This window comes from Spartobacteria bacterium UBA695, from assembly GCA_002298145.1.
Classification (GTDB): Bacteria; Verrucomicrobiota; Verrucomicrobiia; order Chthoniobacterales; family Chthoniobacteraceae; genus UBA695.
This window is the reverse complement of record DBMP01000013.1, coordinates 576,938-599,470: the sequence shown is the minus strand read 5'-3', so window position 1 is coordinate 599,470 and position 22,533 is coordinate 576,938. Positions and strand designations below refer to the sequence as shown.

Here is a 22,533-nt window from a genome sequence, read left to right as displayed (position 1 = left end):
GCCTTTGCGTCTTTGCGTGAGTCTTAATACCTTTAAATCGTATTACACTTTATGCAGCCACGCTGCTGGCGGAAATGCCGGTGAAGCGGCTCATATCCAGGCCGTACTTTTTTACGCGGCAACCCATGATCCGTTCCGTCGTGCCGAGTTGCCGGGCCGCCGCCGCGATGTTGCCGTGCTGTTTGATGAGTGCGTCCACCACCAGCTCGTATTCCAGAGCCGCCACCGCGCATTCGAGCACGCTGCCCCCCGCCCCCTGCGGGTCCACCGCCGCGTAGAGCCGGGGCGGAAAATGATTGGCCCGGATGACCCCGTCCCCGCACGTGGCCACGGCCTTTTCAAATAACTCGCGCATCTCCCCGACGTTGCCCAGCCAGTCGTAGGCCATCAGCAGATCGACCGCCGCCGCCGAGACACGCCGGATCGTCTTGTGGTGATGCGCGGCGAACTTCTCCACGAAATAGTCCGCCAATTGCAGCAGGTCCCCCCGGCGCTCGCGCAGTGAGGGAATGCGGATCGTGTACGCGCCGAGGATTTGGAAAAGCTCGCGGCAAAAGCGCCCCTGGTCTACCAAGGCCTCCAGCGAGGCGCCCGTCGCGCAGATCACCCGCACATCCTCCCCCACGGCTTCCGAAACGTAGCCCAGGTCCGAATCCGAAACCTCCAGGAGCCCCAGAAGCCGGGCCTGATCGGCAGGGGCCAGCGCCTCCACGCGCTCCAGGAAAAGCGTGCCGCCCCGGGCTTTTTTCACAAAGGCCTCCAGCTCCGATCCGCTCGCATTGCCGATGACCCTCGGCCCCGCAAGCTCCGCGCAATCGACCTCCACCAGCGGCCCCTCGCTCCGGGCGCTCCCGGCGTGCAGCGCGCGCGCCACGCAATTCTTACCCGCCCCCTTTGCCCCTACCACCAGCACCGGCAGCTCCAGCGGGGCCGCTTGGATGATCCGGTAATACATGCGCTGCATGGCGTGGGAATCCCCCACCATGCCCGCCGGGCGAAAATGATTATGAATATGCTCGCGCAGCGCGTGATTTTCCCGGTGCAGATCTCCGGCGATCCCCATCAGCGAGCGGCGAAAGAGCACCGCCTGCGCCAGGATCGAGGCAACCCGGGTCAGCGTATCGAGATCCTCGTGCACCGGCTTCTCCGGGTCGATCACCCGCTCTGCGAAAAGCGTCCCCGCCACGCGGCCCGCCACCAGCACCGGCACGCAGAGGAGCGTCACCCCGAGCGCCCCCTCCGCTTCCCCAAGCGTCGCCGCCGGTTTGCCCGTGCGTTCCACCCATTCGCGCAGATCCGCCAGGCCCCCGACATCCACCCCGCTGCTCCGGCCCCCGCCCGCGCGGTAGGCGCTTTCCAGCGCACCGCCCTCCGGCTCCAGCACACGCGTTTCCACACGGCGCAAGCCCAGCGTCAGCCCCAGGCAATCCGCCAGCGGCTGGAGCACACCCTCCAGCTCCAGGCTCTGCTTGATAATCCGCGAAACGCGCAGAAACAGGCTCAAGCGGCGCACGGAAACGCACGAATGGCGGGCCTTATCTTTCTGCAAAGCCGCCGCCGGTTGCCCGGCCACCGGACGCTCCTCACGCTGCCGGGACCGAGGGGCCTCCGGCGCGTTCGCCGTCATCGTCGTGGTTTTTACGTTTTCCATGGGGTTACTTCGAGTTAAGTGGAAAACCTTCGTGGGCTTGACCGCCGCCGCCCGCTAGCTTCCCGTGGCGCGCTTGGCGTCCAGAAGGGTTTTCAGCGCGACGGGGTCGATCGCCCCTTTGTGATCTCGCGAGAGCTGCCGGATCGCATCCAGTAACATTCCAGCTTCGTCCGGATTCACGGAAAATCCGGCATTCCGGCAGGCTTCCAGGAGAGCAGCCGTGCCGGAATGCCGCCCGATAACAAACTCCGAACCGGGCCGCCCCACCTCCGTGCTCGCAAACGCCTCGTAGGTGGCACGGTCGCGCAGCAGACCCGCGCAGTGGATGCCCGATTCATGTTGAAAAACCGCCTTGCCCGTCACCGGCTTCGAGTCGGAAAGCGACCGTCCCGAGGCCTTTTCGACGAGCTGCGAGAGCGCATAAAATCCGCGCGGGTCCACCCCGCACTCCATGTGGCAGCTCAGGCGCAGCGCCATCACGACCTCCTCCAGCGGCGCGTTGCCCGCCCGCTCGCCCAGGCCGTTGACCGTCACGCTCGCCGAGCGCGCGCCCGCCTCGATGGCCGCAATCGTGTTGCCCACCGCCATGCCGAGGTCGTTGTGCCCGTGGAATTCCACGTTGATGCCGGGGGCCGCGCGGCGCACCAGCTCGACCATCGCTCCCGTCTGCCGGGGCGTCAGAATGCCGATGGTATCGGCCAGGCGAATGCGGATCGCCCCCGCATGGCAGGCCGCATGGGCGAAATCCGCGAGAAACTCGGGATCGGCGCGCGAAGCGTCCTGCGCCCCCACCGAAACGTATTCGAACCGGTTGCGGGCCTCCCGGACCACCTCCGCGAGCGTACGAAACACCCACGCCGCGTCTTTCTTCCACGCCCGCAGATGCACGTCGGAAACCGGCCAGGAAATATGGACGCCGTTGACATTGCAGCGCGAGGCCAGCTCCAGGTCCTCCAGCGACGCGCGGCACCATGTCTCGATCTTGCAGCCGCTCACCGAGGCCGCGACGGCGTTGATATCTTCGATCTCGCTCTCCCCCATGGCCGGGATGCCGACTTCAAGCTCCGGCACGCCCGCCTTGGCGAGGGCCTGGGCGATGGCGATTTTTTCTTCACGTGAAAACACCACCCCCGCGGCCTGCTCACCGTCCCGCAGGGTTGTGTCAATGAGCCAAATCGAGTTTAGATGTTTCATAGCTTTGAGAAAACTTTACTTAAGTTGCGATCATGACGTTGTTCATATTGACGACTGCGTAGACCGGCTTGCCCACCGCCAGCCCCAGGCCGTCAACGGATTCGGCGGGAATGTGGGAAACGAGTTCCTTTCCCCCGCCGATATCCAGGATCACCTCCGCGACGACCTCTTCGCGAGTGATGCACTTGACCTTTGCTTCAATCTTATTCCGGGCGCTTAATTTCATGGTTTGTGTCTGCTTCTCACTTTTTGCACCCGGAACATCCCGAGATGCTTTTCAAAATCGTATTGTTCCAGACGGCCTTGATGATTTCATCGGCCGCCGCGTGGTCCACCTCGCTATACCAATCCCCCCACGGGTAGACCGCCACCGCCGGTCCGTACTGGCAGAGGTCCATGCACTCGCAGGCCGTGACCACGACCCCGTGCATTTCCTTCTCCTCGACCTGCTCGCGCAGGTAATGCAGAATATCGAGCGCCTTTTCGCTCTCGCACGTGCAGACCCGCGCTCCATCGGCGTCGAGGGCCGTGGCCGTTGCGAAAACAAAAATCTGGGTGCTCGGCTTAAACATGGGATCGTATTGGATATTTATGCCGAGGCGCACCCGGCGGCGGTTCCGCCACAGGAGGACCCCGGGGTGCAGCCTTCGAACTTCCGCCGCAGCTCCTTGGGCAACGGCTGCCCAGCGAACACAGCGGCCAGCGCCGGTTCAATCATTCCCTCCATCTCCACGACCTTGACGCCGCGGGCCTGGAGGATCGACTTGGGCGTGGAGCCCGAGGCGCTGACCAGGAACGCGCGGCAGTCGTGGAGCATGTCAGCCAGCTCCGTCCAGCGGGCCGCCCCGCCGCCCGGCTCGGGAGCGCGGCGGATTTCCTTGAACTTGAAGCCGGACTCCGTCGAGGCGTCCTCTTTAAAAATCAACACACTGGCCACCTCGCCCAAGTGCAGGTTCACGCGAGCCCCTTCCCTTGAGGCCACGGCGATGTACGGGCGCTTGCGGCCCAGGTTCGCCTTGCCGCCGGAGAAGGCGTCAACGGTGGCCATTTGCTCCACGGTCATCTGCTCGCCGATGAGCCCCACGGCGTCCGCTCGGCAGCGGGAGCAATGCCCCATCTGGCTCAGGAACTCCCCGCATTGCAGGCGCACCCGCGCCGTCATCAGCGCGTCCGGTTCCGGCAGTTCCTCAAACGCGGCCCCGGGCACCGGCACCAACGGCATGCAGTTCATGATATCCACGCCGAGACCCGCCACGAACTTGGCGATCTCCGGGATGTGCGCATCGTTGACCCCGGGCACGATGATCGAGTTGACCTTCACCACCACACCGCGCGCTTTCAGGCGGGTAATGGCGTCGATCTGCCGTTGGATCAAGAGCGCTGCGCCCTCCTCGCCCCGCAGCGGCGTACGCCCATCGCGTACCCAGGCGTAAATTTGCCCCCCGATGGCCGGGTCGATAGCCGTCATCGTGATCGTTACGTGGCTGACCTTGAGCTCGGCGATCTCGTCGATGTGCGGCCCGATCTCCAGGCCGTTGCTGGCCAGGCAGAGCATCTGCTCCGGGAAGCGCGCGCGGGCCAGCCGCAGCGTCTCCATCGTCTCCGCCGGGTTCGCAAACGGATCGCCCGGACCCGCAATGCCCAGCACGGCGATTTCTGGCCGCTTGGAGATCACCTCCTCAATGTACTCCATCGCCGCCTCGGGTTTCATCACGCTGCTCGTCACCCCGGGCCGACTCTCGTTCATGCAGTCGAACTTCCGGTTGCAGAAATTGCACTGGATATTACACCGGGGCGCGACTGGAAGGTGAATCCGTCCGAACTTGTGCTGCGCATCGCGGCTAAAGCACGGATGTTTCTCGATATCGAATGGAAGGTCGTTTTGCATCGCTGTTGGCAGGCCCCTAATGCAATCCCCGTGCCATGTGCGCCCTCCATTCCTGTCAGCCGCGCTTTACTCCGCTCGGAATAACCACCCAACCAGCTCCTCCCAAACCCCTTACACCACCTAACCCTTCCCTGATAAAAATACCACCGGCCCTCAACCCGCTGCCTTCCCGGCCCCCTTAGCCTACGTTAATGTAGGAAAACGACCACCAAAAGGACCAAAATGTTCCTTTTAGTTGTCACATGTCATCCCCGCTTTGCACCCCTGTCAGGCGGACTCGTCCACGCGCTCGATCGATATCAGGCAGACATCGTCCTCGAACTCCTTGCGGCCCGCAAAGCAAAGCGCATCGCCCAGCACCTCCCGCAAAAGCCGCCGCGCGGGCAGCCCGGCATTACGGTTGAGGGACTCCACCACCGCGTTGCGCCCGAACTCCTCCCCCTGGGCCGTCTCGATCTCAAAGAGCCCGTCCGTAAAGAGCACGATCCGCTCGCCCAGGCTAAAAACGCACCGGCTGGTCCGGTACTCAAAGCCCCTGAAGAGCCCGAGGGCGGCCGTCTTTTGCGGAGCCGTCCCCTCCCCGAGCGTCTCCACCGCCCGGCCCACGGCCCGCAAAACAACCGGCTGCGGGTGCCCGGCATTGGCGAAGAGGATCTCCCTGCGATCCGCGTCGAAAACCCCATAAAACGCCGTGGCCATCAGCGCGTCCTCAGTGTTCTTGAGGATCGCGCAGAGGTGGGCGTTAAGCTGTTGCAGTAACTGGCCGGGGTCGTCCATGGCGGGGCGCAGCTCCTCCAGCAGCCCGCGGATCATCATCGTAATCAAGGATGCCCTCACCCCGTGGCCCATCACATCGCAGACAAAGATCCCGGCCCGAGTGGGCGAGAGCTGGAAAAAGTCAAAGAAATCGCCGCTCACCGTCGCCGCCGGGCGGTAATCGTGGGCAAACTCAAACCCGCCGCAGGCTCCGAAGATCCTCGGGTAGCTTTGGGGCAGCAGCGCCTGCTGGACCTCCTTGGCCATCTCCAGATCCGCCGCCATCTGCGCGTTTTTCGCCTGCAGCTCCTCGGTGAGCGACAGAAGCCGGTTGCGTTCGCTCCGGAGCGCCTCCTCCATCGCATGCACCGCGTTAAAGTCCTTATTAATACCGCAAATGCCGATGATCTCCCCGGCGCGGTTGCGCAGCGGTACCTTAGTGGCATAGCCCCAGCTGACCCGTCCCCGGGCATCGGTCACTTTTTCGATCTTGCCGACCATCGGACACCCGGTCTCCATGATCCGGTGCTCATCGGCAGCGGTCTCGTCGGCAAAGGCCTTGGGCAAAAAATCGTAATCACTCTTCCCGATCACCTCTTCGGGCCTGCTCACCCCGAATTTCCGCGCCACCTCGTCGCTAAGGCGCAAGAACCGCCCCTGGCGGTCTTTGAAATAAATTTCGTCAGGAATCGTTTCCAGCAGAAATGAAAACAAATCCTGTTCTGAAAGTTCCTGACTCATCGCGCGGGAGAAATGGGAGCCAATAACGGTATTCCCCGATCTAACGCAGGAACCCGGGTTTGGCAACCCCCTTGTTTTTTCCTTCCCGGCTCCCGAGCCCGGCTCTACGGCACCGCCGTAACGATGCGCTTGACGCCCGCGGTGAACTCCGGGGCATTCTCAATCGGGATGATGATCGTCTCCCGGCGGCCGCCCGCGTCTTCGGTAATCCGCAGGAAACGCCCGCGATGGTTCTCCTGGAGATCCAGGAAAAACGTCTTGTACTCCACCTCGATTTTCTCCGTAGCAAGGGTCTTCCCCGCTTTGGAAATAAAACCGTCGGGATACGTATGGCGGTCGTAAGGCGTTGAGGAGTGGATCATAGCAAAACGATAAAATATTTTTGTGCGTTGTCTCGGGAAAAATTAAAAATGTTGCGATGTTAACAGTTGTGTCACACGGCAGGCGCGGGAAGGTTGCATTCGAGAGGCAGGTTCGCTAGCCTATTTTTTTCCCGATGGGCCGAATTCTATTATATCTCTCCACGCTTTGCCTCCTGCTCGGGCCAGCCCTCACGCTGGCCTTTCTGAAGGCGGGCCGCGCCTATCCGCGTCTCTTGAACCGGAGCGCCATCGCCGCCGGGTTTCTTTTTCAGACGCTCTTTTTGATCCATCGGGGCCGGGAGATTGGCCACTGCCCGCTCACGAACCTCTTCGAAGTGCTCATCTTCCTGGGCTGGTCCATCACGCTTTTCTATTTCGTCATCGGCCACGGCTACCGTATCTCACTTTTAGGCACCTTTACCGGCCCGCTGGTCGCCCTGCTGCAACTCACCGCCCTCCTCGCCGTCACCGACGCGCCCCATCCCCGCTTCCTGCCGCACCCGGCCTGGGTCGAATGGCACGCCGCCCTCTGCATCATGGCCTACGCCGCCTTCGCGCTCGCCGGAGTCGCCGGGGTAATGTTCCTGGCCCAGGAGCACCGGCTTAAAACCCGCCGCCTCGGGCCGGGATTCTACGAAATGCCCTCCATCACCGCGCTGGCCACGGTCAATCTCCGCCTCATCTGGGCGGGCGCCGTGCTCCTCACCGTGGGGCTGGCCAGCGCCTGGGCGCTCCACCCGCAGGTCTCGGCGAAAATCTGGATCTGGGGCGGCTCGCTCTGGCTCCTCTACCTGCTCCTGCCGCTAGCTCGCCGCTGGAGTCCCCGGCGCCTGGCACTGCTTTCAGCGGCAGCCTTCGTCATCTCAGTGACGGCCCTCTGCCTGGTAGGGCACTTCGGCACGGGCGCATCCATGGGAGGGGCCGCCTTGTGAAGATCATCTGCCTCGGGGTCAGCTACCAGACGGCCAGCGTTCAGGTCCGGGAACCGTTCGCTATCGCCGAATCCGTGCTCGGGCGCAGCCTGGCCGACCTTAAAGCCATGGAGGCCATCAGCGAGGCCGTCATCGTCTCCACCTGCAACCGCGTCGAATTCTATGCGGCAGCGGAAGACGCCCAGGCGGCCTATTGCGCCCTCCTCGCCTTTGCCGAGGCGCACAGCGGCGTCGCCCCCGTCGTCCCAGACCCGTTTTATCTGCTGGAAGACGACGACGCCGTCCGGCACCTCTTCCGCGTCGTCAGCGGGCTGGAATCCATGGTCCTGGGCGAAACGGAAATCCTCGGCCAGGTGAAAAAAGCCTACGCGGCGGCCACCACCGCCCAGACCACCGCCCGGCACCTCAATAAACTCTTCCAGCGCGCCTTCAACGTAGCCAAGGAAGTCCGCACCCGCACCGCCATCACGCGCGGCCCCGTCTCCGTCGGCTCCGTGGCCGTAGAACTGGCGGAGCGGATCTTTGGCCGCTTAGCCGAGTGCCATGCCATGGTCCTCGGCGCGGGCGAGACCAGCGAACTGACCGCCCGGGCGCTCCTTTCGCGCGGGGTAAAGAGCATCTTCGTGGCCAACCGCACCTACGAGCGGGCCGCGGCCCTCGCGGCGGAAATGGGCGGCGAGGCCATCCGATTCGAGGAATGCGAAAAGCGCTACCCCGAGATCGACATCCTCATCTCCTCCACCGCCGCCCCTCACTACATCGTCACCCGAGAAAAAATGATCCCGATCATGGCCCAGCGCCACGGCCGCCCGCTCTTCGTCATCGACCTGGCCGTACCGCGCGACGTCGAGCCCGCCGTCAACGACATGGAGGGGGCCTACCTCTACGACATCGACTCGCTCCAGACCATCGCCCGCCGGGGCATGGACGAGCGCAAAAAGGAAGTCACCCGCTGCGAAGCGCTCCTGGGCCATCACGTCACGGAATACGTGCAATGGCTGGGCGAAGCCCCCGTGTGGCCCGGGGAGCCGGGAAGAATTCATCAGGAACTCAGGAACTCAGGAAAAGAAGAGAGAACAGAACCGGCGACTTGAACCTCCGCAACAGCTTCTTTGCGTTTTTTGCGCCTTTTTGCGGCTAATTTTATGAGACACCTTACCCTCGGCACCCGTGGCAGCGCCCTCGCCCTCGCCCAGGCGCAGCTCGTCCTGGAAGAACTAGCCCGCGTCTGGCCGGAAAGCGCCGTGACCATCCGGAAATTCACCACGTCCGGCGACCGCAAGCTCGACCACTCCCTGGCCCGCGCCACTCCGGCCGGAGCCAAGGGACTCTTCACCAAGGAGCTCGAAACGGCCCTCCTCAGCCAGGAAATCGACGTCGCCGTACACAGCTGCAAAGACATGCCCGGCACCATGCCCGAGGGCCTCGTCCTGGCCGCCGTCCTGCCCCGAGCCGACACCGCCGACATCCTCGTCACCAAAACCCCGGGCCCGCTCCCCCCCGGGGCCCACGTCGCCACCAGCAGCATCCGGCGCGCCCGGCAGCTCACCCACCTGCGGCCCGACCTCGTCATCGAGGAAATCCGGGGCAACGTCGCCACGCGCCTGCGCAAACTGCACGAAAACCCGCTTTTCGACGGCACCATCCTCGCCCGCGCCGGTCTCGACCGCCTCGGTTACAAAATCGAAGCAGGCAAGCTCATCACCGACGAGGGGGAATTCCACGCCACCGCCGCCCCGATGCTCCCCGCCATCGGCCAGGGAGCCATCGCCCTGCAATGCCGCGCGGACGACGCCCCCTTCTTCAGCGCCCTCAACCACGAGCCCACCTGGGCGGCCATCCGGGCCGAGCGCGAATTGATGCTTCTGCTCAACGGCGACTGCACCCTGCCCGTAGGCGTCGCCACAGAGGTCGCCCCCGGCGCGATCCACATGAGAGCCATCCTCTTCGGAGCCCCCGGCGAAGCCCCCCGGGAAGCCGACGCCTCCGCCCCTACCCCCGAGGCCGCCGCCCAAGCCGTATTCGCCCAGCTACAGAATCATTAAAAAAGCCATCCCTCCCCCACATCTTGTGCCCATCCTCCCCAGCCCACCCCAAGGCGTTGAGCCGGGCAAAGATAATGATTGTTGTTTTCTTTTTCCCCAACTAGACTTTCACCTCTAAGTTTCCCTGAATTTTGCCTATGTCAGAACCTGACGCCACCGCGCCCACTAACCTCGAAGAATCCAACAATTCGGGACACGTCTCCTCCGACCAGCTTTACGACGCCTCAAAGATCGACAAACTGGAAGGTCTCGCGGGCGTTCGCCAGCGTCCCGGCATGTACATCGGGCCAACCGATGAACGCGGTCTCCACCACTGCGTCTTCGAAGTGCTCGACAACTCTATTGACGAGCACCTCGCCGGGTACTGCACCCGGATCGAGATCACCATTCACGCCGACGGCTCCTGCTCCATCCGTGACAACGGACGCGGCATCCCCGTCGACATGCACCCGAAGTTCAAGATCCCGGCCATCGAGCTGGTTTTGACGAACCTGCACGCGGGCGGCAAATTCGGCCAGGGCGCCTATAAATACTCCGGCGGCCTCCACGGCGTCGGCGCCAAGTGCGTCAACGCCCTCTCCGACTGGTTCAAAGTCGACGTAGCCCGCAACGGCCAGATCTACCACATGGCCTTCGAGCGCGGCGTCACCACGCAGAAGCTCACCATCATCGGCGAGGCCAAGAACAAAAAGCAGACCGGCACGAAAATCACCTTCCTGCCCGATCCGACCATCTTCACCATCACCACCGAGTTCCAGTTCGCCAAGCTCTCCACGCGCCTGCGGGAACTCGCCTTCCTGAACCCCGGCCTCGAAATCATCCTTCGCGACGAGCGCCTCGACCCCGTTAAACAGGAAATCTACGTCTACAAGCTCGGCATCGAGGAATTCGTCCGCCAGCTCGGCGAAAACAAGACCCTCGTCCACGCCAAGCCCATCGTCATCGGCGGCAAACGCAAAGTCAGCTTCCGCACCAAAGACCAGACCGAAGTCGAAGACGACATGTACGTCGACGTCGTCCTGCAATACAACGACTCCTACAACGACCAGATCCTCTGCTTCACCAACGCCATCCCCAACCCGGACGGCGGCACGCATCTGACCGGCTTCCGCAGCGCGCTCACCCGCGCCATCAACCAATACGCCAAGGCCAACAACCTCGTTAAGGAAAAGGACCCCTCCATCTCCGGCGACGACGTTCGCGAAGGCCTCACCGCCGTCATCGCCGTCAAGCACCCGAACCCGGGCTTCGAATCGCAGACCAAGGTCAAACTCGTCACGCCCGAAGTCGACGGCATCGTCTCGTCCATCGTGTACGAACAGTTGATGACCCACTTCGATCAGAACCCGCAGATCGCCAAGCAGATCATCGAAAAGGCCCTCATGGCCTCCCGCGCCCGCGAAGCCGCCCGGCGCGCCCGCGAAACCGTCCGCAAGAGCGCCCTTACCGGCGGCGGCCTCCCCGGCAAACTGGCCGACTGCTCCGAGCGCGACCCAGAATTGACCGAACTCTACATCGTCGAGGGCGACTCCGCAGGTGGCTCCGCCAAACAAGGCCGCGACCGCCGCTACCAGGCCATCCTCCCGATCCGCGGTAAACTGATCAACGTCGAGAAAGCCCGCCTGGATAAAGCGCTGCAAAACCGCGAAATCCAGACCATGATCACCGCCATCGGCACCGGCATCGGCGGCGGCGACTTCGAGGGCTCCTTTAATATGGAGCGCCTCCGCTACGGCCGCATCATCATCATGACCGATGCCGACGTCGACGGCTCCCACATCCGCACCCTGCTGCTGACGTTCTTCTACCGCCAGATGACCGAACTCGTCCGCGCGGGCAAGATCTACATCGCCCAGCCGCCGCTCTACCAAATCAAGCGCAAAAAGCGCGAGGAGTACGTGGACGACGACGTACAGCTCAACAAAATTCTCATCTCCCTGGCCCTGGAAGACCTGCGCCTGCGCAGCCTCTCCGACCAGAAAGAGTTCAGCTCCACCCAGCTCAAGGAAATCCTGGAGCTCCTGGAGCGGCTCGACAAATTCGCCGAATCCGTGCGCCGTCATGGCGGCGACTTCGAGACCTACCTGGGCCACCGCGACATCAAGAGCGGCCAGCTGCCCACCTACATCGTCAAAGTACGCGACGGCAACGAAGAATACGTCTCCTACTTCCACAACGAAGACGAAGTCCGCGGCTACCACCTGGAAAACCTCGACCTCGCCCTCTTCGACGACGAACCGGAGGCCGACGCCGAAGCCGACGCCGAAGGCGCTGCCCCCACCCCCACGCCCACCACGCGTGGCAACGGCCACAGCAGCTCGCACCGCCGGGGACGGCTTGTGGAACTCCACGAAACCGCCGCGCTCCAAAAACTCATCGCCGAACTCGCCCGCCGGGGGCTCAAAATCGAGCACTACGCCGACAGCGACCACCCCATTTTCGAGCTCGTCGAAGGCGACGGCGACAAAGCCAGCACCACGCCCATCTTTGCCATTCCGCAGATCCTGCAGAACGTCAAAGACATCGGTCGCCGTGGCGTCCAGATCAAGCGATTCAAGGGACTGGGCGAAATGAACGCCAAAGAGCTCTTCGACACCACGATGAACCCGGACAAGCGCAAAATGCTCAAAGTCGAGCTGAACGAAACCAACGCCGTCGAAGCCGACAAGATGTTTACCATCCTGATGGGCGACGTCGTCGAGCCGCGCCGCGCCTTCATCGAAGACAACGCGCTCAACGTGCGCAACCTGGACGTGTAACCCTTACGCCAAGGACGCAGATGGATTTTTTCTCACGCAAAGCCGCAAAGCCGCAAAGAAAGACAGAATTTTCCGTCCTTTGCGTCTTGGCGTCTTTGCGTGAGGCCCATCAAAGTGGCGTCCCGGCACGCACCCTCTAGCCCCAAACACTTTCCCGATGTATACCCTTAACGAAAAAGTCGAGCCGATCAATGTGGCCGAGGAGATGAGCAAGTCGTTCCTCGACTACTCGATGTCCGTCATCATTTCGCGCGCTCTTCCCGACGCCCGCGACGGCCTGAAGCCCTCCCAGCGCCGCATTCTCTTCGCCATGCAGGAGCTTTCGCTCTACCCAGGGCGCAAGCACATGAAGTGCGCCAAGATCTGCGGCGATACGAGCGGCAACTACCATCCCCACGGCGAAGCGGTCATCTACCCGACCCTCGTCCACATGGGCCAGTCCTGGGCCATGCGCGAAACGCTGGTCGACCCGCAAGGCAACTTCGGCTCCGTCGAAGGCGACCCGCCCGCCGCCATGCGTTACACCGAGGCCCGCATGACCCACCTCGGCTCCGCGCTCATGGACGACATGGACAAGGACACCGTCGATTTCGTCCCGAACTACGACGAGCGCCTTACCGAACCCGTCGTCCTGCCAGCGGCTTTCCCCAACCTTCTCGTCAACGGCGGCACCGGCATCGCCGTCGGCATGGCCACCAACATGCCCCCCCACAACTTGATCGAAGTCGTGGAAGGCATCTGTGCCCAGCTCGACGACCCCGAGATCACCAACGAAGGCCTGCGCCAGTACATCAAAGGCCCTGACTTCCCCACCGGGTGCACCATTTGCGGCACCAAGGGCATCAAAGACTACACCGAGACCGGCCGTGGCAGCATCAAAGTGCGCGGCAAAGCGGGCGTTGAGGAAATCAAGAACGGTCGCGAGCAGATCGTCATCACGGAGATCCCCTACAACGTTAACCGCGCCGTCTTGGTCGAACGCATCGCCGAGCTCGTCAACGAAAAGGTGCTCACCGACATCAGCGCCATCCGCGACGAATCCGACGAAAACACCCGCGTCGTCATCGAGCTCAAGCGCGACGGCAACCCCAAGGTCGTCATCAACAACCTTTACAAGCACACCTCGCTTGAAAGCTCCTTTGCCGTCACGATGCTCGCCATCGACCACGGACGGCCCAAGCTCCTGACGCTCAAGGACGCCAACGTCGCCTACATCGAGCACCGCCGCGAAGTCGTCCTGCGCCGCACCCGTTTCGAACTGCGCAAGGCCGAAGACCGCGCCGAAACCCTCGAAGGCTACCTGCTGGCCCTCTCCAAAATGGATGATTTCATCGAGATCATCCGGGGATCATCCAACCGCGACGAAGCCAAGGTCAAACTGCTCGCCTACGAGTTTTCGGAAAGCAACGTCAAGTCCCTCGGCATCTTGATTCGCGACCCCGCCCGCATCCAGGAAGGCCAGTACCGCTTCAGCGAAGCGCAAGTCAACGCCATCCTCGACCTGCGCCTGTATCAACTGACCGGCCTCGAACGCGACAAGATCGAAGAGGAATACAAAGCCCTCACCGAGAAGATCAAAGACCTCCTGGACATCCTGGCCCGCGAATCCCGCGTCCTCCAGATCATCAAGGACGAGCTCCACGCCATCGTTCAGAAGCACGGCACGCCGCGCATGACGCAGATCGTCCCCGACGAAGGCGAAATCTCGCTCGAAGACCTGATCTCCAACGAAGGCGCCATCATCACCATCACCCACAAGGGCTTCATCAAACGCACGGCCGTCAGCGCCTACCGCGCCCAGCGCCGCGGAGGCAAAGGCGTCAAAGGCATGATCACCCGCGAGGGAGCGACCGAGGATGAGGAAGACGATTTCGTCGAGCACCTCTTCACGGCCACCACGCACGATTACCTGATGTTCTTCACGCAGACCGGCCGCTGCTACATCGAGCGCGTCTACGAGATTCCCGAAATGGGCCGCGCCGCCAAAGGCCGTTCCATCGCGAACCTCCTGGAGCTGCGCCCCGAGGAGAACATCGCCGCGACCATCCGCATCCAGGCCAAGAGCGTCGGCACCGGCCCCGCGGCCATCGACAACACGTGGGACCCCGATCTCCACATCGTCTTTGTCACCCGCTCGGGCATCGTCAAAAAATCGAACCTGTCGGACTTCTCCAACATCCGTAAGGGCGGCATCATCGCCATCAAGATCGAAGAGGGCGACCGCTTGATTGACGCCAACCTGACCACGGGCCAAAACGAAGTCGTCCTCATCACCAAGGATGGCATCAGCCTGCGCTTCCACGAAGAGGAACTCCGCGACCAGGGCCGCGACACCGTCGGCGTCTGGGGCATCCGTCCCGGCAAGGGGGATGTAGTCGTCGCCATGGCGCTCGTCAACCCGGACGCCCAGCTCCTCGTAGCAGGCGAAAACGGCGTTGGCAAACGGACCCCGTTTGACGATTACCGCGTCCAGGCACGCGGCGGCAAAGGCATCATCACCATGAAAACCGGCGACAAGACCGGCGACGTAGTGGGGGCCCTCGCAGTCACGGACAAGGACGAACTCATGCTCATTACCAACAAGGGCCAGATGGTCCGGACCCGGGTGCGCGAGATCCGCGAGACGGGCCGCAACACCATGGGCGTCAAGTTGATCGACCTGCATTCCGGCGAAAAACTGCAAGCCATCGCCCCGGTGGTAGCCGACGAAGACGAGGAGGAGTCCAACGACGAAACCTCGCCCGAGCAGGAGCAGAAATAGCCCCGCCCGAGCAGCAAATCTTACAAAAAGGCACGGAGCCCAGCGCTTCGTGCCTTTTTGGTTTTATGATGATTTACACAGATAAAAGGCAGTTGCCGCGTTCACGAATTCAAAAAGGAAACGGAAGTTTCCAAAAGGGATGCAAGGGACAATGTCCCTTGCCGGGGACTGGGGCAGAGCCCCAGAATCCAAAACCATCGGCAAGGCGGGCGCAAAAAAACGGTGTTTTGTGTAGAGGCCTCCATCGCCCCGCCTTGCTCTCGCTGGAGAGCGAAGCGAATCCGCCAAGCGCCGTGGGCGCTTATCTTCGGGCGCTCTGGGCGTCCCGTCCCCGAAAAATCGCTGCGCTCTTTTCGGGGAGGCAAGGCGGGCACTTATGACAAAGATAACGCGGGGTTAATCAGCGAGGGCCGCTTCGGAAAGTTGAGTTGAGGCCCGCCTTGCTGGGGAGATGGGAGGCGCTGCCTCCCAAACCCTCCGGCAAGGGGCATTGCCCCTTGCATCCCATCTGGAAACTTCGTTTCCCTTCTTGCGCCTCAACCCTCCGCTTCGCGCGCGAGCAGCGCCCGCTTAATCTCCAGCCCCCAGTGATACCCGGTAAGGCTGCCATCCGAGCCGATCACCCGATGGCACGGCACCACCACCGCCAGCGGATTCGCCCCAATCGCCTGGGCCACCGCCCGCACCGCATCGGGCCGCCCCACGCGCCTGGCCACCTCCATATAGCTCACCGTTTCCCCGGCGGGAATCCCCCGCAACGCCTGCCAGACGGCCTGCTGAAACAGCGTCCCTCGGGCATCCAGCGGCAGCGTCCAGGATTCTCCCGGCGTCTCCACCAGCCGCAACACCGCCCGCACCACAGCTCTTGAGACGCCTTCCGTCAAACAGGCTCTGGGGAAGCGCCGTTGAAGATCACCCAGCAACACCGGGAGCGCCTCGCCCAAAAGGATCGCGCAGACCCCGTTTGCCGACTCCGCCACGAGGACCAGCCCCAACGAGCTTTCTCCCGTGCCGTAGCGTATTTCCTCCGCCGCTTTGGTTTTCATCGCCCACCTCCCTACCCCAGGAAGCCCCCGTTGTCCAACGGCAAAAACAGCCATATAAAAAACACGCCCTCCATGTGAAAACCGGCCCGAAATCCGCCGATTCGTCACAACCTAAGGCTTGGCAAGCCAATTGCCTTTGGGGCAGATTTAGCCATGAACACTCGTATTTTTTTGGTGCGCCATGGCGCCACCCCCCTCACGGCTGAAGACCGCTTCGCCGGAGCCACCGACGTCCCGCTCTCCGGCGAAGGACGCGAACAAGTCCACCAGCTCTCCCAGCGCCTGGCCAGCCAGCCCATCGCGGCCGTCTACGCCTCGCCGCTCAACCGGACCCTGGAGACCGCCCGCATCCTCGCCAAGCCCCACCACCTGGAGGTCGAGCCGCGCGCCGGTCTGCGCGAAATCTCCCACGGCCATTGGGAACAGCTCACCCGCCGCGAGGTGGAAAAGCAATTCCCCGAGGAATCCGTCGCCTGGGAACAGGACCCGTACACCTTCGCCCCTGTCGGCGGCGAAAGCGGCCTGGACGTCACCGCCCGCTCGCTCCCCGTCCTAATGGACATCGTGCACAACCACATCGGCCAGACCGTGCTCGTAGTCTCGCACAAAGCCACCATCCGCCTGCTCTTAAGCTCCATCCTGGGGTTCGATCCCCGGCGCTACCGGGATAACCTCGACCAGAGCCCGGCCGCGCTGAATATCGTCGACTTTAAAGACCGCGTACACTCCCGACTGACGCTCTTCAACGACACCTCGCACTACACCGCCACCGGCCTGGCCATTCCCTCGGTACCGAGTTCCCGCCTCTCCAAGTGGTGGGACGCCCAGTAGGCTCGCGCCGATGCTGTTATGGGTTATTTGGACGCCGGTTTCGCTCCTGAAACCGGCGTTCCGACCACCCGCAGCGGGCATTTGATCTCCACCGTTCCGTAGCGCAGGACCACCAGGCCATCCCGGATGGCCGTCACCTGCATGCGGAACGTCTTGGGCTCCGCCTTTTCAACGGGAATGCTCGAAATAAAACGATCGCCGATCCCGTATGCGTTCCCGTTGATCACCGCCAGCGGGATGCGATCGAGCGAAATACTGCTCACGTAAAACAACTCCGGCTTCGGAGCTTCCTCCACCACGACCGTCGTGGCCGTGGCTCCCGTCCCGCTGAGCGCCACCACCTTTTTGGTCCAGCCGATGGGCCAGAACGGGTCGCGGTCCCCCTCGATGTATTGGAAAGCAGAGGGCTTGCCCACGCCAAGCACCTCCACGCTTTGGCCCAGGGCGGCGGCGCCACCGCCAGCGGCGAGGCAGAGAATGAGGGTAAATAGCGCGTTACTTTTCACTTTTAACAAACGTGGAAAAGGTGATCTGTGCATTGTGGCTTTCCGGGTCCTTCGCCACGGCGTCGATTCGGAGCGCCGTGACCTGGCTGAGGCCATCCTGGTTTTCAAACCCCGCCAGGGCTTTCCCGAAAACACCGTAGGCAACGGCGGGAATTTCGACGTTCCAGGAGGATAGCTGATAGCCGCTCAGCCCCAGGTCGTTCTGAGCCGAAGAGTCGGGCTTGTAGCTCTGCTTGGGAATCCCCTCGCTTTTGAAAAACGCCCCCAGCCGCGTCGGCAGCCATGCGACCGGCGGGGCGCTGGGAATCGCGCTCTGCATGGCCGCAAGCACCTTCTGGGCTTGCTCCGAGTAGGGATCGGAGGCTTCGAGCGCCCGCTGCTGGGAGATCTTCGCCTTTCCCTCCTTGATCTTGGTCTCCAGGGCCTTGATCTCGCCCTTGGCTCGGGTCTCCCTCAGGTTCAGCGGCCCGACGAGTTCACTCGTGTAGTAGTAGACGCCCCCGGCCACGAGCAGCGTCCCCAGGAAAATTTTCTGAAAGGTCTCTTTGGAAAGTTTCATTTGGAAGCGGCTTTCGGAGAGGGTTTGTGAGCCGGGCTCGCAGCGGGGCTGGGCGAGGTGGACGGAGAGGCAACGGCGAACTTCACGCGGATGCGGAAGGCGGCCATCCCAAGGGTCTGCCCATTGAGATTGACGGTTTCCGCCTCGTCCTCAAGCGAGTTGGCGTCGAAAACCGCCGAGGCCGAGCCATAGGCGTCGGTAAACTTCTCCTGGAGCGTCTTTCGGAAGGCCTCCGCCGCCGTCCGGGCCTGTTCCCCGGCAGCCACGCCTTTCAGCGAGAGGCTGATCGACTTGACATCCCCCTGCTCGGTCAGGTCCCCGGCCACCGAGAGCAGCTGCACGTTGGACCCGGTGCTGTCCACCAGGCGCTCCAGAACGGGGGCCCAGTAGAAGCGGCCCTGCAGGCGTTCAATCAAGAGCTTGTTGCTTTTCTGCCGGGCCAGCACCGCTTCTTTATTGGCTTCAACCTGCTTGAGGTCCGGCTCCACCGAGGCCCATGTGGACTGCAAGCTCCGGCGCTGCCCCTCCAGCTTTGAGACCTCGGCCATGCGGTAGAAGTACCACATGGTGGCCATGATCCCGATAACGAGCGCCACGAGACCGGCGATCTTGAAGGGGTCCCGGGCCTCGCGCTCTGCCTTTTTGTGAACTTCGTGGTAGAAATTAAGATGCAGCGCCATGGTTTATCGCCCTTTAAGGATTTCCGCTGCCACGCCAAAGGCCGTCGCCAGGAGAGCCGTCGATTCCCCCAGCGCCGCCGAGCGCATCCGGGGGAGGGTCAGTTCGCAGGCGGCAAACGGGTCCCATAACTCGCAGGGCAACCGCAGTTCCTCGTTAAAAAGCTTCAGCGTCATGGCCATTTTAAAGAGCCCGCCCGAGACGTAGATCTTGGGGATCGCCTCGTCCCGTTGGGCTTCGAAGAACCCGATGGACGAGCTGACGGTGTGGATGAGTTCCGAGAGCGAAACGCGGGCGTTTTCCACCGTAAGGACCTCCTCCTCGGCCATGCAGGCGATGACTTCCTCGAAATTGGCCGCCCCCTGTAAAATGAGCTGCTCCATGAAGGACTCCCCGCCGTACTCGATCGTCCGGATCAGCACCAGCTCCCCTTTCACCCCCACGATGACCGTGGAGGCCCGGCAGCCGACGTCCACCAGCACAAAGGCTTCGCTGGCGAAAACCTCCGGGTTTGCGTACTCAAAGCCATTGAAGAGGGCAACCGGCGGGAGTTGCAGCAGCGTGTCGGGAAGCTTGTTTTTCGTCGCCGCGTCGTGAACCGCCTGCACGACCGACCGGGGCAGGCCGCCCACCAGGTAGTGCTGCATCTCCTGCTTCGGGGCGGCGTCCTTGGGCGTGTCGGCTTCCGGCTTGGGATCGGGGGCAGCCGCAGGCGAGGCGGGGACGATGGGCTGGCAGTCGATGACCCAATCGCGGCAATCCTGGCTCAGGAGCATGGGGCCGTTGATGCGCAGGGCGTCGCGCAGCAGTTCGGGCGGGATGGTGTTCTGCTCAATGATGCGCACCAGGGCCTCGGGGCTCGAAAACGCGATGCCGCAGGCCTTGGCGCTGCCGCCGAGGTCGTGCAAAAGGGCTTTGAGATTCTCGGCCAGCGCCTCCGCGGGAGCCTCCGGGGCCTCCTTTACGGCAAAGTGAGTCAGGGCAAGCCGACGACCGCGGCGCTGGAGGCGGACGGCTTTGAGGGAATGTCTGCCGACATCAATGCCGATCGCCGAGGATGGAAGTTTCGCCATGAGGATGGAGCGTTAAAAAAAAGGGATTAAAGGGTACCGCTGGAAACCGGGGTATGGCAGCCACAAAGGATGACGTGCCTCGGTTTCCAGAGGTGCCCTCAAGGTTCGGAATGATATTTTTAGCAGAATAAGTGCCATTCGGGAGGCAAATCAAAATAAGAGTTCCCGATCCTGGCATTTTTTGCTTCAAATGGCGCGCCCTTTTTCCTGTGAAAAACCGATCCATTCTCGCCTACTGCGGCCCTTTCGGGCTTTTTCTCCTCTTCCTGGGGCTCGTGGACCTTTGCAAAGGCGCGGGCATCACTCATTCTCAATATTGGGTCTACCCGCTCCAAACCGTGGGATGCGCCGCGGCGCTCCTCTGGTGGCGCAGCCATTACCGCTTTGACTGGTTTAAGGGGCTTGGGCTGGCGCTGCTCGCAGCCGCCGCTACGTTTCTCGTCTGGATCGCCCCGCAGGCGTTCCTGGGCCAAGCACCCCGGATGGAGGGCTTCAACCCGGAGTTTTTCGCCCCAGGCACCCCGCTTTACTGGGGCACGGTGGCCTTCCGGTTCCTGCGGCTGGTCGTCGTCGTGCCGCTGGTGGAGGAGATTTTCTGGCGCGGCTTCCTCCTGCGTTATTTGATCCGCGAGGATTTCGTGAACGTCCCTTTTGGCACCTTCTCCTGGCGCTCGTTTGGCATCGTCACGGTGGCCTTCGCGCTGGAACACTCCCCGGCGGACTACCCGGCGGCCCTCTTCACTGGGGCGCTCTACAACCTGCTAGCCGTACGCACCCGCAGCCTTGGGGCTTGCGTCGTGGCCCATGCCGTGACCAATCTGCTCCTAGGCGGTTACGTGATGGCCACGCGCCAGTGGGGTTTCTGGTGACATCGGCGGCCGGATCGCTATCGTGGAGGAGAATCCCAATGCAACATTCGTTTTTCCAAAAACTGTTCCTGGTCCTGCTGGCAGCCGCGCTGGTGGCGGGGGCCTACGTCTATTTGTACGAGGGATTTCTCTTGAGCGCCCAGCAGAGCGCCAGCCATACGACGCCCAAAGCCACCCCCGCCGATACGCCCCGGTAGCATCTCCCACGCTCCTTCCCTCAAAAAAATTCTCAATGAAGATCGGATTCGCTCAAATCAACCCGACGGTCGGCGACCTGAAGGGCAATTATGAAAAAATCCTCGGCGCTTACCACGAGCTGAGCGCCAGGGGAGCTGAACTCGTCCTGACGCCGGAACTGGCGCTGACGGGCTACCCGCCGCAGGATCTTGTTTTCAAATCGCGCTTCGTCCCGCTCAACCTGGAATACATCGAGCGCCTGCAAGGCGAGGTCGGCGACGTGCCCCTGGTGGTGGGCGCCATCGACTACAACCCCGGCGCGGGCCGCCCCTTCCGCAATACCGCCTTTGTGCTCCAGCGCGGCCAGCCGCCTCGCAGCGTCTATAAATCGCTGCTGCCCACCTACGACGTCTTTGACGAAGACCGCTACTTCCAGCCCGCGGAAAGCGTCGCCCCGCTGGAAATCAACGGCCGCAAGATCGGCGTCACCATTTGCGAGGACATCTGGACGGAGAAATACCTGCCCCGCCGCCTCTACGACTTCGACCCGCTCGCGAGCCTCGTCCAGGCCGGGGCGGAGCTAATCGTCAACATCAGCGCCTCTCCCTTCTGCGTCGGCAAGCCGCTGCGCCGCTGCGAAATGCTCTCCGGCCTTGCCCGCAAGCACGGCGTACCGATTTTCTACTGCAACACCGTCGGCGGCAACGACCAGCTTGTCTTTGACGGCAATTCGCTGGCCTTCTCGGCCCAGGGCGAACCCCTCGCGCAGCTCCCCGCCTTCACCGAGGCGCTCGGCATTGTCGATTCCGAGAGCCACTCTGCCGCCGAATGCCGCAAGAGCGACGAGGCGCAGGAACTCTTCGAAGCCCTCTCCCTCGGCCTGCGGGATTATCTGCGCAAATGCGGCTTCAAGCGCGTGGTGCTGGGCCTCAGCGGCGGCATCGACTCGGCCGTTACCGCCGCCATCGCCGTCCATGCCCTTGGCAAGGAGAACGTCCTCGGCGTGGCCATGCCGACGCAGTTTTCCTCCCAGGGGAGCATCGACGACGCCCTCGCGCTCGCCCACAACCTCAGCATCCGCTGCCCCATCCTCTCCATCCAGGAGCCGTTCGAGAAATTCCGCACGCTGCTCGCGCCGGAGTTCGCCGGGCTGGGCGAGGACACCACCGAGGAGAACATCCAGCCCCGCCTGCGCTGCCTTATCCTCATGGCCCTCTCCAACAAACACGCCTCGCTGCTGCTCTCCACAGGCAACAAGAGTGAGCTGGCGGTGGGCTACTGCACGCTCTACGGCGACATGGCGGGCGGCCTCGCCATCTTAAGCGACGTCCCCAAAACGCAGGTCTACGCGCTCGCGCACTACATCAACCGCGACCACGAGATCATCCCCCGCTCCAGCATCGAGAAACCGCCGAGCGCGGAACTCAAGCCCGACCAGAAGGACCAGGACACCCTGCCGCCCTACGATCTGCTCGACCGCATCCTGGCACTCTACGTGGAGGAAAACCTGACCGCCCGGGACATCATTGCCCAGGGCTTCAACGAGGCGACCGTCCGCTGGGTGGCCCGCAAGGTGGACCTCAACGAATACAAGCGCAAACAAGCCTCGCCGGGGCTGAAAGTCACCAGTCGCGCCTTCGGCATGGGCCGCCGGATGCCTATCGCCCAGCGCTTCGTGGACTAGAGCCGGACTAGACGGGCTGGA

At 62.8% G+C, this 22,533-nt stretch carries 21 protein-coding genes; 9 read left to right on the top strand and 12 right to left on the bottom strand.

Annotated features, from left to right (window positions below):
• Positions 1-49: 49 nt before the first annotated feature.
• The 7 genes from B2828_RS08885 to B2828_RS08855 form a co-directional block, all read right to left on the bottom strand.
• Positions 50-1,651: a sigma 54-interacting transcriptional regulator gene (locus tag B2828_RS08885; protein ID WP_479633365.1), complete on the bottom strand. Its 1,602-nt coding sequence runs from the start codon at positions 1,649-1,651 to the stop codon at positions 50-52.
• Positions 1,652-1,705: 54 nt separating this feature from the next.
• Entirely contained in the window at positions 1,706-2,845 is a 1,140-nt protein-coding gene (locus B2828_RS08880; protein ID WP_479633364.1) for a homocitrate synthase/isopropylmalate synthase family protein, read from the bottom strand.
• Between the two features lie 19 nt (positions 2,846-2,864).
• The gene (locus B2828_RS08875; RefSeq protein WP_479633363.1) at positions 2,865-3,071 is read right to left on the bottom strand and encodes a TOBE domain-containing protein; all 207 of its coding nucleotides are present in this window, start codon (positions 3,069-3,071) and stop codon (positions 2,865-2,867) included.
• 16 nt (positions 3,072-3,087) lie between these two features.
• Positions 3,088-3,417, bottom strand: a complete 330-nt coding sequence (locus B2828_RS08870; protein WP_479633362.1) for a (2Fe-2S) ferredoxin domain-containing protein — start codon at positions 3,415-3,417, stop codon at positions 3,088-3,090.
• 17 nt (positions 3,418-3,434) lie between these two features.
• Positions 3,435-4,733, bottom strand: coding sequence for a radical SAM protein (locus tag B2828_RS08865; RefSeq protein WP_479633361.1), 1,299 nt, complete (start codon positions 4,731-4,733; stop codon positions 3,435-3,437).
• Between the two features lie 267 nt (positions 4,734-5,000).
• Entirely contained in the window at positions 5,001-6,230 is a 1,230-nt protein-coding gene (locus B2828_RS08860; protein WP_479633360.1) for a PP2C family protein-serine/threonine phosphatase, read from the bottom strand.
• Between the two features lie 104 nt (positions 6,231-6,334).
• Positions 6,335-6,592, bottom strand: a complete 258-nt coding sequence (locus tag B2828_RS08855; protein WP_479633359.1) for a PUR family DNA/RNA-binding protein — start codon at positions 6,590-6,592, stop codon at positions 6,335-6,337.
• A 134-nt stretch (positions 6,593-6,726) separates the two neighbouring features.
• On the opposite strand from B2828_RS08855, the gene ccsA reads away from it, so the two are divergent.
• The 5 genes from ccsA to gyrA all read left to right on the top strand — a co-directional run bounded on the left by ccsA (position 6,727) and on the right by gyrA (position 15,089).
• A complete protein-coding gene (gene ccsA, locus B2828_RS08850) occupies positions 6,727-7,524 on the top strand; it encodes a cytochrome c biogenesis protein CcsA (protein WP_479633358.1) in 798 nt (265 codons plus the stop codon).
• Entirely contained in the window at positions 7,521-8,618 is a 1,098-nt protein-coding gene (gene hemA / locus B2828_RS08845) for a glutamyl-tRNA reductase (protein WP_479633357.1), read from the top strand. Before ccsA ends, hemA begins: the two co-directional genes overlap by 4 nt.
• A 51-nt stretch (positions 8,619-8,669) precedes the next feature.
• Complete coding sequence (hemC, locus tag B2828_RS08840) at positions 8,670-9,569, top strand: hydroxymethylbilane synthase (protein ID WP_479633356.1); 900 nt, start codon at positions 8,670-8,672, stop codon at positions 9,567-9,569.
• A gap of 137 nt (positions 9,570-9,706) precedes the next feature.
• A complete protein-coding gene (gene gyrB / locus B2828_RS08835) occupies positions 9,707-12,328 on the top strand; it encodes a DNA topoisomerase (ATP-hydrolyzing) subunit B (RefSeq protein WP_479633355.1) in 2,622 nt (873 codons plus the stop codon).
• Positions 12,329-12,485: 157 nt separating this feature from the next.
• Positions 12,486-15,089: a DNA gyrase subunit A gene (gene gyrA, locus B2828_RS08830; protein ID WP_479633354.1), complete on the top strand. Its 2,604-nt coding sequence runs from the start codon at positions 12,486-12,488 to the stop codon at positions 15,087-15,089.
• A gap of 536 nt (positions 15,090-15,625) precedes the next feature.
• Here gyrA and B2828_RS08825 read toward each other — a convergent pair.
• Positions 15,626-16,135, bottom strand: a complete 510-nt coding sequence (locus B2828_RS08825) for a methylated-DNA--[protein]-cysteine S-methyltransferase (protein ID WP_479633353.1) — start codon at positions 16,133-16,135, stop codon at positions 15,626-15,628.
• A 153-nt stretch (positions 16,136-16,288) separates the two neighbouring features.
• Between B2828_RS08825 and B2828_RS08820 the strand changes: the two genes are divergently transcribed.
• Positions 16,289-16,966: a histidine phosphatase family protein gene (locus B2828_RS08820; RefSeq protein WP_479633352.1), complete on the top strand. Its 678-nt coding sequence runs from the start codon at positions 16,289-16,291 to the stop codon at positions 16,964-16,966.
• 23 nt (positions 16,967-16,989) lie between these two features.
• Here B2828_RS08820 and B2828_RS08815 read toward each other — a convergent pair whose 3' ends face one another.
• Genes B2828_RS08815 through pilM form a run of 4 tightly spaced genes read right to left on the bottom strand, consistent with a single transcriptional unit; the run spans position 16,990 to position 19,782 of the window.
• Positions 16,990-17,472 carry a hypothetical protein gene (locus B2828_RS08815; RefSeq protein ID WP_479633351.1) on the bottom strand — a complete coding sequence of 161 codons (483 nt, stop codon included), beginning with the start codon at positions 17,470-17,472 and terminating at the stop codon, positions 16,990-16,992.
• On the bottom strand, positions 17,462-18,031 hold the full coding sequence (locus B2828_RS08810) for a hypothetical protein (RefSeq protein ID WP_479633350.1): 570 nt from the start codon (positions 18,029-18,031) through the stop codon (positions 17,462-17,464). The genes B2828_RS08815 and B2828_RS08810 overlap by 11 nt, the downstream gene beginning before the upstream one ends.
• Positions 18,028-18,711 carry a PilN domain-containing protein gene (locus B2828_RS08805; RefSeq protein ID WP_479633349.1) on the bottom strand — a complete coding sequence of 228 codons (684 nt, stop codon included), beginning with the start codon at positions 18,709-18,711 and terminating at the stop codon, positions 18,028-18,030. Before B2828_RS08805 ends, B2828_RS08810 begins: the two co-directional genes overlap by 4 nt.
• A 3-nt stretch (positions 18,712-18,714) precedes the next feature.
• Positions 18,715-19,782, bottom strand: coding sequence for a pilus assembly protein PilM (pilM, locus tag B2828_RS08800; protein WP_479633348.1), 1,068 nt, complete (start codon positions 19,780-19,782; stop codon positions 18,715-18,717).
• 209 nt (positions 19,783-19,991) lie between these two features.
• On the opposite strand from pilM, the gene B2828_RS08795 reads away from it, so the two are divergent.
• Genes B2828_RS08795 through B2828_RS08785 form a run of 3 tightly spaced genes read left to right on the top strand, consistent with a single transcriptional unit; the run spans position 19,992 to position 22,512 of the window.
• Positions 19,992-20,651, top strand: coding sequence for a CAAX prenyl protease-related protein (locus tag B2828_RS08795; protein WP_479633347.1), 660 nt, complete (start codon positions 19,992-19,994; stop codon positions 20,649-20,651).
• A 38-nt stretch (positions 20,652-20,689) separates the two neighbouring features.
• Entirely contained in the window at positions 20,690-20,848 is a 159-nt protein-coding gene (locus B2828_RS08790; protein WP_479633346.1) for a hypothetical protein, read from the top strand.
• A 35-nt stretch (positions 20,849-20,883) separates the two neighbouring features.
• A complete protein-coding gene (locus B2828_RS08785) occupies positions 20,884-22,512 on the top strand; it encodes an NAD+ synthase (protein WP_479633345.1) in 1,629 nt (542 codons plus the stop codon).
• Positions 22,513-22,533 lie beyond the last annotated feature (21 nt).